Origin of the sequence: Oscillochloris sp. ZM17-4, assembly GCF_019599295.1 — a bacterium.
Classification (GTDB): Bacteria; Chloroflexota; Chloroflexia; order Chloroflexales; family Chloroflexaceae; genus Oscillochloris.
On record NZ_JAIEWN010000012.1, the window covers coordinates 106139 to 122178 of the forward strand.

General features: G+C 68.6%; 18 protein-coding genes and 1 tRNA gene. 9 read left to right on the top strand and 10 right to left on the bottom strand.

The features are described 5' to 3' along the window. Window positions 1–236 precede the first annotated feature (236 nt). Window positions 237–596: a hypothetical protein gene (locus K2Z83_RS11415; RefSeq protein ID WP_220595308.1), complete on the top strand. Its 360-nt coding sequence runs from the start codon at window positions 237–239 to the stop codon at window positions 594–596. A gap of 73 nt (window positions 597–669) precedes the next feature. Here the strand turns inward: K2Z83_RS11415 and K2Z83_RS11420 are convergent, their stop codons facing one another. The 4 genes from K2Z83_RS11420 to K2Z83_RS11435 all read right to left on the bottom strand — a co-directional run bounded on the left by K2Z83_RS11420 (window position 670) and on the right by K2Z83_RS11435 (window position 2509). Beyond that, entirely contained in the window at window positions 670–1101 is a 432-nt protein-coding gene (locus K2Z83_RS11420) for a PIN domain-containing protein (protein ID WP_220595309.1), read from the bottom strand. Window positions 1102–1138: 37 nt separating this feature from the next. Further along, complete coding sequence (locus tag K2Z83_RS11425; protein WP_255603783.1) at window positions 1139–1366, bottom strand: hypothetical protein; 228 nt, start codon at window positions 1364–1366, stop codon at window positions 1139–1141. Between the two features lie 162 nt (window positions 1367–1528). Then, window positions 1529–1750, bottom strand: a complete 222-nt coding sequence (locus tag K2Z83_RS11430) for a hypothetical protein (RefSeq protein WP_220595310.1) — start codon at window positions 1748–1750, stop codon at window positions 1529–1531. Between the two features lie 12 nt (window positions 1751–1762). Continuing rightward, a complete protein-coding gene (locus K2Z83_RS11435) occupies window positions 1763–2509 on the bottom strand; it encodes a hypothetical protein (RefSeq protein WP_220595311.1) in 747 nt (248 codons plus the stop codon). Window positions 2510–2597: 88 nt separating this feature from the next. Between K2Z83_RS11435 and K2Z83_RS11440 the strand changes: the two genes are divergently transcribed. Further along, window positions 2598–3014 (top strand): nucleoside 2-deoxyribosyltransferase, encoded by a 417-nt coding sequence (locus K2Z83_RS11440; protein WP_220595312.1) that lies wholly within the window; start codon window positions 2598–2600, stop codon window positions 3012–3014. Between the two features lie 32 nt (window positions 3015–3046). On the opposite strand, the gene K2Z83_RS11445 is transcribed toward K2Z83_RS11440, so the two are convergent. The 4 genes from K2Z83_RS11445 to K2Z83_RS11460 form a co-directional block, all read right to left on the bottom strand. Beyond that, window positions 3047–4135: a DSD1 family PLP-dependent enzyme gene (locus K2Z83_RS11445; RefSeq protein ID WP_220595313.1), complete on the bottom strand. Its 1089-nt coding sequence runs from the start codon at window positions 4133–4135 to the stop codon at window positions 3047–3049. A gap of 105 nt (window positions 4136–4240) precedes the next feature. After that, on the bottom strand, window positions 4241–4813 hold the full coding sequence (locus K2Z83_RS11450; RefSeq protein ID WP_220595314.1) for a DUF366 family protein: 573 nt from the start codon (window positions 4811–4813) through the stop codon (window positions 4241–4243). A 51-nt stretch (window positions 4814–4864) separates the two neighbouring features. After that, window positions 4865–5383 (bottom strand): VUT family protein, encoded by a 519-nt coding sequence (locus K2Z83_RS11455; protein ID WP_220595315.1) that lies wholly within the window; start codon window positions 5381–5383, stop codon window positions 4865–4867. A gap of 355 nt (window positions 5384–5738) precedes the next feature. Further along, window positions 5739–5814, bottom strand: a tRNA-Arg gene (locus K2Z83_RS11460). Between the two features lie 186 nt (window positions 5815–6000). Between K2Z83_RS11460 and K2Z83_RS11465 the strand changes: the two genes are divergently transcribed. Genes K2Z83_RS11465 through K2Z83_RS11480 form a run of 4 tightly spaced genes read left to right on the top strand, consistent with a single transcriptional unit; the run spans window position 6001 to window position 9205 of the window. Continuing rightward, window positions 6001–7101: a glycosyltransferase gene (locus K2Z83_RS11465; RefSeq protein ID WP_220595316.1), complete on the top strand. Its 1101-nt coding sequence runs from the start codon at window positions 6001–6003 to the stop codon at window positions 7099–7101. Between the two features lie 46 nt (window positions 7102–7147). Further along, entirely contained in the window at window positions 7148–7828 is a 681-nt protein-coding gene (locus K2Z83_RS11470) for a lipopolysaccharide biosynthesis protein (RefSeq protein WP_220595317.1), read from the top strand. A gap of 5 nt (window positions 7829–7833) precedes the next feature. Then, window positions 7834–8529: a YveK family protein gene (locus K2Z83_RS11475; protein ID WP_220595318.1), complete on the top strand. Its 696-nt coding sequence runs from the start codon at window positions 7834–7836 to the stop codon at window positions 8527–8529. Window positions 8530–8539: 10 nt separating this feature from the next. After that, window positions 8540–9205 (top strand): CpsD/CapB family tyrosine-protein kinase, encoded by a 666-nt coding sequence (locus K2Z83_RS11480; RefSeq protein WP_220595319.1) that lies wholly within the window; start codon window positions 8540–8542, stop codon window positions 9203–9205. A gap of 53 nt (window positions 9206–9258) precedes the next feature. Here the strand turns inward: K2Z83_RS11480 and K2Z83_RS11485 are convergent, their stop codons facing one another. Continuing rightward, complete coding sequence (locus K2Z83_RS11485; RefSeq protein WP_220595320.1) at window positions 9259–10071, bottom strand: ABC transporter substrate-binding protein; 813 nt, start codon at window positions 10069–10071, stop codon at window positions 9259–9261. Between the two features lie 214 nt (window positions 10072–10285). Between K2Z83_RS11485 and K2Z83_RS11490 the strand changes: the two genes are divergently transcribed. Continuing rightward, entirely contained in the window at window positions 10286–10927 is a 642-nt protein-coding gene (locus K2Z83_RS11490) for a hypothetical protein (protein WP_220595321.1), read from the top strand. A 163-nt stretch (window positions 10928–11090) separates the two neighbouring features. Next, window positions 11091–13049 (top strand): AAA family ATPase, encoded by a 1959-nt coding sequence (locus K2Z83_RS11495; protein ID WP_220595322.1) that lies wholly within the window; start codon window positions 11091–11093, stop codon window positions 13047–13049. 72 nt (window positions 13050–13121) lie between these two features. Here the strand turns inward: K2Z83_RS11495 and ruvB are convergent, their stop codons facing one another. Beyond that, on the bottom strand, window positions 13122–14174 hold the full coding sequence (ruvB, locus tag K2Z83_RS11500; protein ID WP_220595323.1) for a Holliday junction branch migration DNA helicase RuvB: 1053 nt from the start codon (window positions 14172–14174) through the stop codon (window positions 13122–13124). Between the two features lie 318 nt (window positions 14175–14492). Here ruvB and K2Z83_RS11505 point away from each other — a divergent pair, with 318 nt between their 5' ends. Beyond that, window positions 14493–15971 carry a biotin/lipoyl-binding protein gene (locus tag K2Z83_RS11505; RefSeq protein WP_255603784.1) on the top strand — a complete coding sequence of 493 codons (1479 nt, stop codon included), beginning with the start codon at window positions 14493–14495 and terminating at the stop codon, window positions 15969–15971. Window positions 15972–16040: the final 69 nt, after the last annotated feature.

Genomic DNA, 16040 nt, shown 5'->3' on the forward strand with positions numbered 1-16040 from the left:
GATCTTCACGCGTGCATCCTCGATCTTCACGCGCGCATGACGCTCGGCGCGCCTGGCCTTCAGCCTCAGGTTGGCACGTACACATGGCCCATCAGTACTAGACATCATCGTAGCCTATGGCTAGCCAGCAGCGTACCTCTGGGGGACTACAAATTCAACCCCGATATGCATATCATATCTCCGTGCGCAACTGGGCGTCACACACCGCAGCCCACATCACAAAAGGAGACAGACCCTTGGCTGCACGAAAGAGCCGCATCCCAGCCGACGTCATCGCCGCCGACCGCGCCCTGCTGCTGGCCATCCAGAGCCTGAGCGACTACCAGCCGTTCAACAGCACCTACAGCGTCGCGAACATGCAGCAGGTCGAGGCATCCCTATCCCAGGCCGAGCAGACCACGGTACGCGCGGAGGAGGCCCTCAACCAGGCCCGTACTGTCGAGCAGGACACGGCCCACTTCCTGCACGACATCGCCCTCGGCGTGAAGGCCCAGGTGATCGCGCAGTATGGCCCCGACTCCGCCGCAGTCGAGATCATCGGGCTGACCCGCAAGTCAGACCGCAAGCGCCCGACGAAGCGCAAGGTAGCGGCATAGGATCGGCGGCGAGACAACACGAGACCGGGAAGCGTCTGCTTCCCGGTCTCGTGTTGTCTTGTTCAACACAAGTTCAAAGCAAAAAAGGGTTTACAATACGCAGCTTCTGATCGACCACAAACCCGTGCTGCATGTCTTCCGAATAGAGCGTCGGTACGCCGCTCTGAAGCGCACTCGCAATAATCAGGCTATCCCAAAAAGAGAGGGGATAGCGGTTGCGAAGATCTGATGCGGTAAGGAGTTGCTGGTGATCAAGATCGATGACCTGATAGAGCGCATAGAAGTCATCAATAACATCTCGAATGTCTGTTTCGGGCGTGTGTCCTTTACGAATGAGGTTAGTGCAGACCTCATTGACTACCTGGATGCTCAGGAACAGCGGCTGGGTAGCGGCAATCAGCGCCTTTGCTTTTTGAGCTTTCAGCGCGTCTTGTCCAGAGATAAACGCATAGAGCCAGATATTGGTATCAAGGAAGGCTGCGGAAGCGGGAGTCGTCTCGGTCATACGAGTGGCCTCTGCTCCAGAGAACGGTGATGCCCGGTTATCCCTGGCGGTTATAGATCTCATCGCGTCTCAGGGGCGTAAAGGTAGGGTCACGAATAGGATTGCGCAACATCCGCTCGATAATGTTACTCGCCTTGCGGTGCTCCGTGCGCAAAATGATGACCCGAACCGTGCCAGAGAGTTGGTCGCGATACTCCATAGGGACTTCAATCGCGCCGTCTTTGATCTGAGTCTGAAACTCAATGGCGATCATTGTGTCGCTCATCGGAACCTCCTCGGTGTACATGTTACCTTCTACTATATTCGATCTTGATGATCATTGCGAGGGGTTGTTTGTGTTCGCCTCGCTCAAACCGCCCGCTCCACATCAACGCCGTGGCCCAGGGCCGGGCCTACTGCCACATCGAGTCACAGGCGCGCGCTCCACCTACTGCGCAGGCTGCGGAAAGCGCGCGATCAGGCGCTGCACGCTGATCGGCAGCGCGTCACCGGGGGCACGCACGTAGATTGAGCGCGGCATCCCGTGATTGCTGTACTCGCAGCGCAGCCCGATAGCGTAGACTGGCGCGGCGCTCGCCGCCGAGGGGAAGTGCGGCGGGGCGGCGCACCACTGCTGGCGCAGCTCGTCGTGCGGATGCCTTCTGCTCATGTTTCCCGCCGGCTACACCGCGCGCTCCACATCGACTCCCAGCGCCAGCAGGGCGCGCCGGGCGTTGGCCGCGTCAAACTTCGAGGTCGGCAGGCCGCTGATCACGCCGGCCAGCCACTTCGCGGCGACCGGGCGGCCGTCGAGCAGCACGTACCAGTCGCGGTAGCGGCCCGCGCCCGCGCCGTCCGTGGCGAGCGCCGCCCGCCCCTGCGCAACGACATCCTCGCGTGAGAGCTGGAGGCGGACGCCCGCGAGCACCACCTCGCCGCGCGGCGCTGCGGGCGCGGCGAGGTGGGCCGGGCGCTCCGCAGGCGCCCACGCGCGGCCCTCCAGCCAGGCCCGCAGCTGGCCGAGCTTCGCCCCCATCGGCCCGTCAGTCACCCTGACGGTGACATCCGCAGGGGCGAGCGCCTGCCACCCCTCCATCGCCCGCAGGTAGCGGTCGCTCACGCCCAGGCAGAGCTGGTCGTAGCCCTGCCCCATCAGCTCGGCGAACGTTTCTAGCACCTGGGGGCGTAGCGCGTCGGCCTGCTCAGGGTCCATCGTGCGGTCGTAGTGCGGGATGCGCTGGTCGCCGGGGATGAGGCCGAACTCGGCGGAGAGGCCGTAGATGGCGAGGTCGGCCGCAAACATGGGCTGCTCGCGCAGATAGCTGCGCAGCACCTGCCAGAGCGGGCCATCGTAGCGATCGACAACGGGGGTGGGCTCGGGGCCGCCGCGCTTGCGGGCGGAGCATGTGAGGATGAGCAGGCGTGTCATACTGGTATTGTAGCCCAAGTCGCGCTATACTCGCGTTCAGCGCGCTGTGCGCAATCTGCAATCCGCAATCTGCAATCTGCAATCACCTATGCCCCGCATCTACATCGCCGGCCCGCTGTTCAACACGCACGAGCGCTGGTACCTGGAGCGCATCGCCGAGGCGCTGGAGGGCGCGGGCCACGCGACCTTCCTGCCCCACCGCGACGCCGGCCTGGTCGACTTCACCGCGCCCGGCGCGCAGGCGCGCATCTTCCGCGACGACATCGCCGCGCTGGACGCCTGCGACCTGTGCGTGGCCCTGCTCACCGGCGCCGACCAGGACTCGGGCACCAGCGCGGAGCTGGGCTACATGTTCGCCCAGGGCAAGCCCTGCTTCGGCCTCACCGACGACTTCCGCTACCTCAACAACATGATCTGGGGCATCTGCGGCGAGGGCGCGCGGATCGCCAAGGACATCGCGGGGCTGCTGGAGCTGCTTCTCAGCGAGGTAAAAGGTAAAAGGTAAAAGGTAAAAGGTAGAAACGCACCCTTTCACCTTTACTGGCTCCGCCCACGCGCGGCGATCGGCCAGATCTCGACCACCGCGCCGCCGCGCTGGGCGTGGTAGGCGTCGAAGAGGTTCACGGTCGTGTCGATGTGGCCGGGGATGAGCGCGACCCGGTCGCCGATGGCCAGCCCCGGGTCGGCGTCGTCGGCCCAGCTCAGGATGCCGTGCTCGTCGCCGCCGGGGCGGTAGCTCACGCCCGGCAGGCCGACCGGCTCGGCGTTCCCCATATCGGTGGGCAGCGCCTTCAGCCCGGCGTCGAGCACCGCCCGCCCGGCGACGGGCCGGCTGATCACGGTCGAGCGGACGGTCAGCGCGTTGGCGTAGCCGCCCTGCGGGCCGAGGGCGTCGCGGTAGGCCCGGTCGAGGAAGACGAAGGAGCCCGGCTGCACCTCAGTGACGCCGGGGTGGGCGGCGCAGCGGGCGCAGGTGCCGGTGCCGCCGGTCGTCACCTGGTCGATGGCGTGCCCGTCGGCGCGCAGCAGGTCGGCGGTTGCGGTCAGCTGGGCCATCGCCGCGTCCACCCGCGCGTCGCGCTCACGGTGGTCGGCGATATGCTGGAGGTGGCCCTCGTAGCCCTGGAGGCCGACCAGGCGCAGGTGCGGCAGGCCGGCGATCGCCCTGGCGAGGGCGCGGGCCGGCTCGCCTGGGGCGGTCCCGCAGCGGCCCTGGCCCACATCCAGCTCGATCAGCACCTCCAGCGGCGTGGGGCCGCCGGACACAGCGGCGTCGAGCAGCCGTGCGCCAACCACGCTATCGACCACCACGCGCACCTGCGGGTGCGCCGCGTGGAGCGCGGCGAGCCGGCGCAGCTTGGGCGCCCCGGCGATCTCGCTGGTGATCAGCAGGTCGTCGATGCCGGCGGCGGCCATCACCTCGGCCTCGCCCAGCTTGGCCACGCAGAAGCCGCGCGCCCCGGCCGCCGCGAGGATGCGCGCCACCTCGGGGCACTTGGCGGTCTTCAGGTGCGGGCGCACGCGCACGCCGCTCGGACGCAGCTGCGCGAAGAGCGCGGCGATGTTCGCCTCCATCAGATCCAGGTCGATCAGCAGCGCTGGCGTGTCTAGGTCATTGATCAGCATCGGCTCTGGCTCCTCCCGATCAGTCAGCTACCGACAACGTGGAGTATGGCAGGAGATTTGCATGCGGTCATCAGTGCCATCATACGCTCAGTGGCTCAGTGATGCTCACCCCGCCGCCCGCACCTTACAGCGGGCCAGCCAGATGTCGTCCACCTCATCCGCATAGCGGCGCAGCAGCTCGGCCCCGAAGGCCGCCGGGTCCACGCCGAGCTCGGCCAGGCCCACGGTCGGCACCGGCGTCCCCTCGGTCTCGATATTCAGCCCGGTGTGGATGAGCGTCGAGGTGGCGCTGGCGGTGGCGATCGAGACCGAGAGCTTGCCGGGCGAGCCGTCGGCGCGCGGCAGGTAGAGGTCGTCGCCCTTACGAGTCACGGGGCGATCCGTCAGCCGCTCCAGGATCTCCTTGGCCGTCACAATCAGCAGCCGCTGGCGGTAGACCGTCGTGTGCAGGTTGCTGGAGAAGAACTCCGCGATGATGTGGAGCATGCGCGGGCTGAAGATCGGCGCCTGGGCCTTCACATCCTCGATGTCGACCATCTCGCTCAGGTCAACCTGACACGGCCCGATGAAGGCCACCGCCGCGTCGCCCATCAGGTCGAACTGGCGATAGATCCAGTGCGGCGCCAGCTGGCGCCCGTCGTAGGTGATATCGCGGTCGGTGATCAGCAGGGTGTGCATAGGTGCTCCACAGCGTAGCCGAAGATATCGGCCTATCGGCTATCGGCTATGTCACGCCTCCCGCGCGGCGCGGCCGGCGACGCGCCGCCAGGCCAGGATGATCACGACGGTCAGGGCGGTCATCCAGAGCTTGCCGACGATCTGGCCGGAGAGGAACGCCAGCGAGCCGAAGGCCAGCCAGAGGAAGAGCGCGCTATCGACCACCGCGCCGACGGTGTTGGAGGCGACCACTGCGCCGAGCCAGCTGCGCTGGCGCAGGGGCGTGTAGACCACGAAGTCGGCCAGCTCGCTGAAGAGGAAGGCCAGGCCGCTGGCCAGGGCCAGCTGGGCGCTCAGCGCCGCCGACACCGCCGCGCCGAGCAGGATGGCCACGACCACCCAGCGCCGGCCGAGGGTCTCCTGGAGCGCGTCGCGCAGCGAGAAGGCCAGGCCGGCGAAGTAGACGCCGGCGGGGGCCATCAGCCCAAGGCCGACCGGGACGATGCCGAGGTAGGTGATCGCCAGGTTGGCGGCGAGGATCGTCAGCACGTAGCCGACGAGCGTGATCATGCCGAGGGTACGCGTGGACATCGGGGCTCCTTGCTGCAAATGGTGAATGCTGAATGCTGAATGCTGAATTGGGTCGTTGGGCTCATCTGCAATCTACAATCGGTACTCGGTGCTAGGCTCCGGGGTGGCGCCCCCACCATGTCATAGCCCTCGGCGATAGCCCAGGCCGCCGCTGAGCAGCATCAGCGCCTGTGGCAGGGGGATCTCTTCTTGCGTTAGCACACGTGGCGGCTGGATTATAGCACGGCTATACAGAAACCCCTCTACAGTGCCGTATACTGGCCATGTAGAGGGGTTTCTGCGGCGCTATGTAGAGGGGTTTCTGCAACGATGTAGAGCGAATTGTTAGCGCGAATAATATACGCGCCGGGCTCTTTGGCGAGCCGGGAGGGACTCGAACCCCCAATCATCGGTTCCGAAGACCGAGGCATTATCCATTATGCTACCGGCTCCCGCCGCGCATAGGATAGCATAGCCCCCGAGCTTTTGCAACGCGCGGGCGAAGATATGCTATCCTATGGCGCTGCCGCAGCGGCGGCCAGGGAGGGGCGCGGGAGCCTATGCACGGTTCGGTACAGCTTATCGCAGCGAGCCACGGCGGCTCCACCCCTGTCGCCCCGCCGCCACAGGCAAGAACGATGCGCGTCGCCCTCGCCCACGACTACCTGAACCAGTATGGCGGCGCCGAGCGCGTGCTCGAGGCGCTGCATCTGCTCTACCCCGACGCGCCGGTCTACACCTCGATCTATGACCCCGACGCTATGCCCGACCACTACCGGGAGTGGGACATCCGCACCTCCTTTATGCAGGGCATCCCCGGCTGGCGCAAGCACTTTCGTCGCTACTTCCTGCTCTACCCGAGCGCCTTCGAGAGCTTCGACCTGAGCGACTACGACCTGATCATTAGCAGCAGCAGCGCCTACGCCAAGGGGGTCATCCCGCGCCCCGGCGCCGTCCACCTCTGCTACTGTCACACGCCCATGCGCTTCGCCTGGCGCACCCGCGACTACGTCGCCCGCGAGCAGATCAGCGGCGTCCAGGGCGCGATCCTGCCCTTCCTGCTCACCTACATGCGCCTGTGGGACTCGGTCTCCAACGCGCGGGTGGACGCCTTCGTGGCCAACTCGCGCGAGGTGGCCGGCCGCATCAGCCGCTACTACGGCCGCGAGGCGACGGTCATCCCGCCGCCGGTGGATCTGCCGCCGGCGATGCCGCAGCCCGCCGGCGACTTCTACCTGGCGGGCGGGCGGCTCATCCCCTACAAGCGGATCGAGCTGATCGTCGAGGCCTTCACCCGCCTGCGCCTGCCCCTGAAGATCTTTGGCGACGGGCGCGACCGCCAGCGCCTGGAGCGCATGGCCGGGCCGAATATCGAGTTCCTCGGCTGGGTCGATGAGCCGACCCGCCACCGCCTCTTCGCCGGCTGCCGGGCCTTCATCTTCCCCGGCGAGGAGGATTTCGGCATCACCCCCCTGGAGGCCATGGCCGCCGGGCGCCCGGTGATCGCCTACGGCGCCGGCGGCGCCCTGGAGACGGTGATCGACGGCGTGACCGGGCGCTTCTTCTATGAGCAGAGCGCCGCCGCCCTCGCCGCCGCCGTGGCCGCCTCCCACGTCGATGTCTACGACCCGGCCGCCATCCGCCAGTACGCCGAGGGCTTTGGCCTCGGCCTCTTTCTGGCCCGCATGCGCGGCGTGATCGATCAGGCTGTGGCCGCGAGCGGCCCGCCATCGTTGTAAGGGCGCAGCAGCGCGGCGCTGCTGCGCCCTTACGCCATAGGGATCTATGCAACTTCGCGCCTACCTCGCCATCCTGCGCCGCTTCTGGCCGATAATCCTGCTGCTGCCCCTGCTCGCCGGCGGCATCAGCCTTGGCCTGGCCCTGCGCCAGCCCGCGCGCTACCAGGCTACCGTGCGCCTGATGGTCACCCGCAGCCCGCTCGACGCCGGCGCATCCGGCGTCAGCCTGCCCGCCCTCAACGATAGCTACTCGTGGACGACCACCGATTTTATCCTCGACGATCTGGCCCTGGTGGTCTCCAGCGCGGCCTTCGCCCAGGATATCTCCGCCGCCGTGGGCGACATGTCGCCCGCCAGCATCCAGGGCGGCCTGAGCGCCACCGTGCTGCACCGCTCGGTCTACCTCAGCGCCGTGGCCGACACGCCCGAGCAGGCCCTGGCGGTGCTGGCGGCGGCCACCGACGCCCTGCGCACCAAGGGCCTGTCCTACTGGGGCCGCGGCGCGGGCGGGCTCGATGTGGCCACCCTCGACCCGCCCCAGGCCGCCGGCACCGTCGGCGGCCCGCGCGCCGCCCTGACCGGCGCCGCCCTGCGCGCCGCCCTCGGGCTGGCCGTCGCCGTCGGCCTGGCCATGCTGATCCACTACCTCGACGACCGCCTGCGCAGCCCGGCCCAGGCCGAGCAGTGGACCGGCGTCCGCGTGATCGCGTCTATCCCGAAAGAGTAGGCATTATGCAGCTGCGCGACTATATCTCTGTGCTCGTCAAGCGCTGGTGGGTGATCGCCCTGACCGCCCTCGCCGCCGCCGTGGCCGCCTACGGCGTGAGCAAGGTCCTGCCGCACACCTTCCGCTCGCAGGCGGTCTACCTGGCCCTGGCCAACCAGGCCGACAACGGCCTGAACATCGTGCTGCGCAACTCGATGAACAGCTACCGCGAGCTGGTGATGCAGCCCGGCGTGCTCGACCAGATCAGCCAGAGCCTCGGCCTCGACATCAGCGGCGAGAAGTGGATGGCCGACGTGAACATCCAGCCGCTGCCCGACGAGCAGAAGATCGTGATCGAGGTGGACGCACCTCAGCTCGCCCAGGCCCAGGCGATGGCCAACGCCGTCGGCGACCGTATGATCGCTGAGGTGAACCGGATCAACGCTAGCCTGGAGGGCACCGCGCGGATCAACGTCACCCGCATCCAGGAGGCCCGCCTGCTCAGCATGAGCCCAAACACCAAGATCAATGTCCTGGCCGGCGGCATCCTCGGCCTGGTGATCGGCGTCCTGCTGGCCTACATCCTGGAGTATGTCGACGACACCCTCAAGAGCAGCGAGGATGTCGAGCGCTTCGTGGGCCTGACCACCCTCGGCGCCATCCCTGTGGTGGGGCCAGGGGAGGCGACGCCTCCCCTGAAACCCCTCCGCCGAGCACGATAAGGAGCACGCCGTGTCTACCAACACCCAGCCCCCCGAGCGCACGCTGATCACCCTGCGCGACCCCGGCTCGGCCGCCGCCGAGGCCTACCGCACGCTGCGCACCAATATCCAGTTCTCGAGCCTCGACCGCCCGCTGAAGACGCTGCTCGTCACCAGCACCGCCCCCGACGAGGGCAAGAGCATCGCCCTGGCCAACCTCGCCGTGACGATGGCCCAGGCCGAGCAGCGCGTGCTGCTGGTGGACTGCGACCTGCGCCGGCCCAGCCTGCACAGCATCTTCGGCCTGAGCAACGAGCTGGGCCTGACTAGCGCCATCCTGGAGGGCGAGGGCGCGCTGCCCATCCAGGCCACCGCCGTGAACGGCCTGAGCCTGCTGTCCAGCGGCCCGCTGCCACCCCGCCCCGCCGACCTGCTCGGCTCGCGGCGCATGGTCGCCCTGCTCGACCGCCTGCGCGCCACGGCCGACATCGTGCTGATCGACACACCCCCGGTGGTCGCCGTCACCGACGCCGCCGTCCTCGCCCCCCAGGCCGACGGGGTGCTCCTCGTGCTCCAGGCCGGCCACACCCGCCGCGACCGCGCCCGCGAGGCCCGCCAGATCCTGGAGAAGGTCAAGGCGAATATCATCGGCGTGGTGCTGAATAACGCCCGCCTTGAGGGCGGCTATAGCTATTAGCGCTACGCCGCCACCGATTCGTAAGGGCGCAGCAGCGCGGCGCTGCTGCGCCCTTACCGCAGCCAGCGCCGGTTCAGCTCCTCGAACAGCCCCTCGGCGCGCAGCTCGGCGAGGGCGCGGTTGACCTCGGCCTGGAGCTGGAATGCCGAGGCGGGCACGGCCAGGGCGTAGGGCTGCGAGCTGAGCGCGGCGGCGATGCGCAGGCCGGGGGCCGACTGCGCGGCGGCCAGGGCGCTGACGTTGTCGCAGATCGCCGCGTCGAGCCGGCCCGCCCGCAGGTCGGCGATCGCCTGGCCGGGCTCGTCGTAGGTCGAGCGCAGGTCGATGCTCGGCGTGGCCAGGGCCAGGCGGCGGGCCAGGGCGTCGGCGTCGCTGCCCAGGGCCACGCCCACCCGACGGCCGGCCAGGTCGGCGGCCCCGGCGACGGGCGACCCCTCGGGCACGAGCAGCACCTGGCCGGCGTCGAAGTAGAAGCTGCTGAAGCGGGCGCGCTCGCCCTCCTCGGGCGCGTAGGGCAGGGCCGAGGCGATCATGTCGGCCTGGTCGCTCACCAGGGCGTTGTAGAGCGCGTCGAAGCCGATCGGCACGAACTCCGCCCGCAGCCCCAGCCGCCCGGCCACCGCCCGCGCCAGGTCCACGTCGTAGCCCGCCAGATCGCCGTCGCGCTGCTCGACGAATGGCCGGAAGCCCACATCGACCGCGACCCGCAGGCTGCCCCGCGCCTGCGCCGCCGCCCACACCCTGTCGAGCGCCGGCCCGGCCCCGCCGCCCGCCTCCGCGCCCCAGGCCAGCCAGAGGTAGGCGAGCAGCACGCCGGTGGCGAGCATGTCGCCGATGGTGCTGCGATGACGAAATGATGCCCTCATAATCTTCTCATTATAATTGCTTGATCTCGATCCGCACCTTGGGTATACTTAGTTTATACCAGCTGCACCGGTTATGCACTATGCGTGTACAGCGCGTGTACGGCGCATATCTCCCAGACGGCCCTCTGATATGCACCGCGCGCCTCCCGACGATCATCGCGCCGGGCGCGTGTGAGTCGGCACGAGCAACACTGACGACGAAGGTGGTTCCTGTATGGAAGACCAGCGCGATCAGCAGGCAGCCCCCGCGCCCCAGCGTGCGCCCTATGCGCCTCAGTTCCAGCCAGCCCCCCCTGAGCATCAGATCGCAGCCCCCCCGAGCTACCCCCAAGGCACCGTTGAGCGCGCAACCCGCCTCGTGCTGCGCCGCGTCGCCCGCGGGCTAATCCTCGCCGGGGATGTGATCCGGCCGCGCCTGGGCTGGGTGCTGCTCACGCTCTTTTTGGTCGGGGTGATCGGGCTTGAGACAATCGCCCTGGTCGCCCCATTCTTCGCCGCGAAGATCACAGACAGCCGCCCGCCGCCCATCCCGGCCGCCGCCGCCGTCGAGTCCTTCCTGCGCGGGCAGGCCACCTTCGACGCCGATATGATGTGGGACTCCTTCAGCCCCCGCTTCCAGGCATCCCTGATCGATAAGGGCACCTCGCGGGACCAGCTGGCCTCACAGATGCAGAGCGCGCGCGATAGCGGGCAGACCTACACGGGCTTCTCCTATATCGGCGGCGTCACGCTCAAGGACGCGCAGAAGATGTACTTCTACGCCGTCGACGTCAGGTCCGCTCAGTCCAACAATAGCGGCACGCTCTCCTTTGTCTTCACCGTCGACCAGAGCGGCAAGATCGCGAACATTCAGTAAGGGAAGCGGAAGAATTTAAATATCCCGATAGCTGCGTGATGCGTGATCCGTAGCTCGGTCACGCGTCACGGATCACGCGTCACGATGGGACAATTAAAAAAATCCGCTTCCCTAAGATCATACCGACCCACCGCAGCCCCCTCGCCAGAACTGGAGTATGCCCATGGCAATCGAGCCCTACCGCCCCAACAACGATGGACAGCATCGTGACGAAGCCGACCGCGAGCTGGACAAGAAGATCGACAAGCTCTTCCACCGCTGGAACTGGAAGCTCTTTCGCTTCGTCCGCACGCTGATCTTCATCGCGGCCGGGATCTGGCTGGCGCTCAACCTACTCCCGCAGCTGTTCGACGTGGTCTTCTCGGGCAGCCTCGGCCCGATGATCCTCCAGTTCCTGCCGATGGCGGCATACCTCTTCTTCTTCATCGGCTTCCAGTTCTTCCTGATGTACTTCTTCATGGCGCGCACTCGGATCTACTGGGTGAAGCCGGGCGAGACGGGCATCAGCTTCAAGGACTACCAGGGCAACCCCGAGGTGCTTGAGGCGGCGCGGCGCGTCGTCACCCTGCTGAAGGGGGCCAAGGAGTTCAAGCAGATGGGCGGCGAGGTGACGCGCGGAATCCTGCTGATCGGCCCGCCCGGCACCGGCAAGAGCTACCTGGCCCAGGCGATCTCGACCGAGGCCGGCGTGCCCTTCGGCTACCTCAGCGCACCCTCGCTGCAGTCGGCCTTCATGGGCATGGGCAACATCAAGGTGATGAACCTGTACCGCAAGGCCCGCCGCTTCGCCCGCGAGTACGGCGCATGCATCCTCTTCATCGATGAGATCGACGCCGTCGGCGGCGCCCGCAGCGCGAGCATGGCCGGCGGCGGCGCGCTCGGCATGGACACGAACGCTCAGGCCGGCAGCCGCAGCAATGTCATGATGGGCATGGGGATGGGCATGGGCGGCGGCAGCGGCATCCTCAACGAGCTGCTGCTCCAGATGGACCCGCCGCCGCAGGATAGCAGCTGGGGCAAGCTCCTGCGGCTGCTGCGCCTGCGCCGCAGCAAGACCGAGATGCCCCCGGTGCTGACGATGGCCGCCACCAACGTGGCCGAGTCGCTCGACGCCGCGCTGCTGCGCCCCGGCCGCTTCGACCGCAAGATCGCCGTCGAGCCGCCCGACGCCGACGGCCGCCGCGAGGTGCTTGAGTACTACCTCGGCAAGGTCAAGCACGAGCCCATGCCGCTCAACCGCATGGTCTCGGACACGATCGGCTACACGCCGGTGGCGATCAAGTACTGCGTCAACGAGGCGACCATCCACGCCCACTTCGACGGGCGCGCCGCGATCAACTACTGGGACTTCACCCAGGCCCGCGAGATGCACGAGTGGGGCCTCAAGCAGCCCATCCGCAGCATGTCCTACGAGGAGCGCCGGCGGATCGCCTACCACGAGGCCGGCCACGCCTACGCCATGGTCAAGCTGCTCAAGAAGGAGCGCCTCACCAAGGTGACGATCGTCCGCCACGGCAGCGCCCTGGGCTTCGCGGCCTGGAAGCCCGAGGAGGAGATCCACACCCGCACCAAGGACGAGCTGCTCGACCGGATCAAGATCTCGATGGGCAGCCGCGCCGCCGAGGAGCTGTTCCTGGGCATCCAGATGAGCGGCGTCACCGGCGACCTGCAGCAGGCCACCTACCAGGCGGCGATGATGGTGGGCGCCTACGGCATGGACGAGAGCTACTTCTCCTACCTGCTCTTCGGCCTCCAGGGACTCTCGGCGCCGGACATCAAGCCGCGCATCGAGGCGATCATCAAGCAGCAGTTCAACGAGGTGAAGCAGCTGATCGAGAATAACCGCGAGGCGGTGATCGCGGTCGCCGAGGCGCTCATCCTGCGCAACGAGCTGACTGACATCGACGTGAAGGAGATCCTCGACCGGGTCGAGATCGAGCACCCCTTCACCCCGATCGGCGTCGCCAAGGAGCGCCCGGCCTTCGGCTTCGGCTCCGCGATGAGCCGCAGCCCCGAGCAGAGCCTCAGCCGCCGCCGCCGCGAGGGGCCGCCGGCCGCCCTGCCCGCGCCCGCGCGCGGCGGCGGCGAGCCCGAGATCACGATCATCGACGCGCGGGCGTAGGGACGCAGCAGCAGAAAGCGGGCCGTCGCGTAGCGACGGCCCGCTTTCTGCTGCTGCGTCCCTACGTGTGTGTCAAAACAACCGCCCCTGCTGGGGGCCGCCCGGGGCGTCGCCGGGGGAGCCGCGATCGGTGTAGGGGACCCCCAGGTGCTCGTAGGCCCGGCGGGTGGCGATCCGGCCGCGGGGGGTGCGCTGGAGGAAGCCGAGCTGGAGCAGGAAGGGCTCGTACACATCCTCGACGGCGTCCACCTCCTCGGCCAGGGCGGCGGCCAGGGTGCTCAGGCCCACCGGCCCGCCGTTAAACAGCTCGATGATCGCGTGCAGCAGCCGCCGGTCGTTCTCGTCGAGGCCGAGCTCGTCCACCTCAAGCTGCTCAAGCGCCGCGCGGGCCACCGGCACATCGATCGTGCCGTCGGCGATCACCTGGGCGTAGTCGCGCACGCGGCGCAGCAGGCGGTTGGCGATGCGCGGCGTGCCGCGGGCGCGCCGGCCGATCTCCAGAGCGCCCGCGTCGCTGATCGGCATGCCCAGGATCCCCGCCGAGCGGGACACGATCTCGCGCATCGCCTCGTCGTCGTAGAACACCAGCCGGTGGACCGACACGAAGCGGTCGCGCAGGGGCGAGGTCAGCAGGGCCAGCCGGGTGGTCGCCCCGATCGCCGTGAAGCGCGGCAGGCTCAGGCGCAGGCTGCGCGCGCTCGGCCCCTTGCCCACCATCAGGTCCAGCGCGAAGTCCTCCAGCGCCGGGTAGAGCACCTCCTCGACCGCGCGGTTCAGCCGGTGGACCTCGTCGATGAAGAGCACATCGCCCTGCTGCAGGTTCGTCAGGACGGCGGCCAGGTCGCCGGCGCGCTCGATCGCCGGCCCGCTGGTGATCTTGATCTTCACGCCCATCTCCTGGGCGATCACGCCGGCCAGCGAGGTCTTGCCGAGGCCGGGCGGCCCGTAGAAGAGGGTGTGGTCGAGCGGGTCGCTGCGGGCCTTCGCGGCGGCGATGGCGATCTTCAGCTGCCCGACCGTCTTCTCCTGGCCGATGAACTCGGCCAGCGAGCGCGGGCGCAGGCTCTTCTCGACCTGCTGGTCGTCGCCGTCGGGGTTGGGGTTGACCAGGCGATCCTCGGACATACGCGCTCCTCGCACAGGCGTGCGGCATGCTCTGTGGCGCATTATAGCATAGGGGTTGGGGGTTGGGGGTTGGGGGTTGGGGGTTGGGGCGATCCCCACCCCTTGACCGTATACAACCATAACCATAGGGGGGCAGATCTTTCACGCCTTGATGTTGCTGTGTGCGGTATCCTATAGTAGCGGGCAGAGCGCCTGATCCAGCATTGGTGCGCCCAATCGCGCGCAGCGCGCTGCGCGCTGCGCTCTTGACACCGCTCATGTGCGGGTGTACTATATAACTGACCGACTAGTCGGTTTGCTATTTGAACACGGAGGTCTATGATGCGCCTGCGAGTCAATCACCTCTGGCTGCTCCCGGCGATCGGCCTGCTGCTGAGCGGCTGCGCGGGCTTCGGCGGCGCGGCCGCCGAGCCGACCGCCGCGCCCGTCGCCGCGCCCCCGCCGCCGCGCGTGGTCGCCGACGGCAAGATCATGCCCGCCCGCAGCGCCGAGCTGCGCTTCCTGAGCGCCGGTCTGGTAGGCCAGATCATGGTGGCCGAGGGCGACCAGGTGGCCGCCGGGGACGCGCTGGCCCAGCTCGACAGCGCCGAGCTTGCGCTGGGCGCCGAGCAGGCCCGCGCCGCCCTCACCCAGGCACAGGCCGCCTACGAGCAGCTGGCCGCCGGCGCCGCGCCCGACACTATCGTCGCCGCCGAGGCCGGCGTGGCCCAGGCCCAGGCCGGCGCCCGCCAGGTGGATGGCGGCGTCAGCGCCAGCGACCTCGCCGCCGCCCGCGCCGACCTCGCCCAGGCCCGCGCGACCCTGGCCCGCCTCCAAGCCGGCCCCAAGGATGACGAGGTGACGCAGGCCCGCGCCGGCCTCGCCCAGGCCCAGGCCGACCTCCAGACCCAGCGCGACGCGCTCTCGGCGGCGAAGAGCCAGGCTGATCTCGCCGTCGCCCAGGCCGCCAACACGCTGCGCGACGCCCAGGATGCCTACAGCCGGATCTACTGGGAGAACCGCAAGGCCGAGTCCCAGCCCGGCGACCTGCCCCAGGCCCAGAAGGACGCCGAGGAGAGCGCCCAGCGCGCGGTGGGCAGCGCCGAGGCGGCCCTGGGGCAGGCCCAGGTGGCGCTAGAGAACGCCCATCAGGCCGAGGTCAGCGGCGTGCAGAGCGCCCAGTCCCGCGTGAGCCAGGCCCAGGCCAGCCTGAGCCTGCTGCTGGCCGGGGCCGACGCCGACCAGATCGCCGGCGCCCGCGCCCGCGTCGCCGCCGCCGAGGCGGCCCTGGCCCGGCTCACCGGCGACGCCCGCGCCGGCGCGCTGGACGCCGCCCAGGCCTCTGTCCAGCAGGCCCAGGCCAACCTGAGCCAGCTCCAGGCCGGCCCGCGCGACGTGGACCTGGCCGTGGCCGCCGCCCAGGTGCAGGCCGCCTCGGTGGCGGTGCGCCAGGCCGACCTGGCCCTGGAGCGGGCCACCCTGCGCGCCCCCTTCGCCGGCACCGTCGTCGCGATCAACCTCAAGGCTGGCGAGCTCGCCCCCGCCGAGCCGGCTATCGTCATGGCCGACACCTCGGACTGGAAGGTCGAGACGAACGACCTGACCGAGCTTGACATCGTGGCGGTGAACCTGGGCGACCAGGTGACGCTCAGCTTCGACGCGCTGCCCGACCTGACGCTCCAGGGCGTGGTGACCGACATCAAGGGGCTGGGCAGCACCTACCAGGGCGACGTGATCTACACTGTGGTGATCCGCCCGCAGAGCTGGGACCCGCGCCTGCGCTGGAATATGACGGCGACGGTGACGATCGGCGCGTAGGGCGCAGCAGCCCCTGTGGCCTTGCTCGCACGTATAGCACAGCTGCTGCTGCGCCCCTACTCACATGGG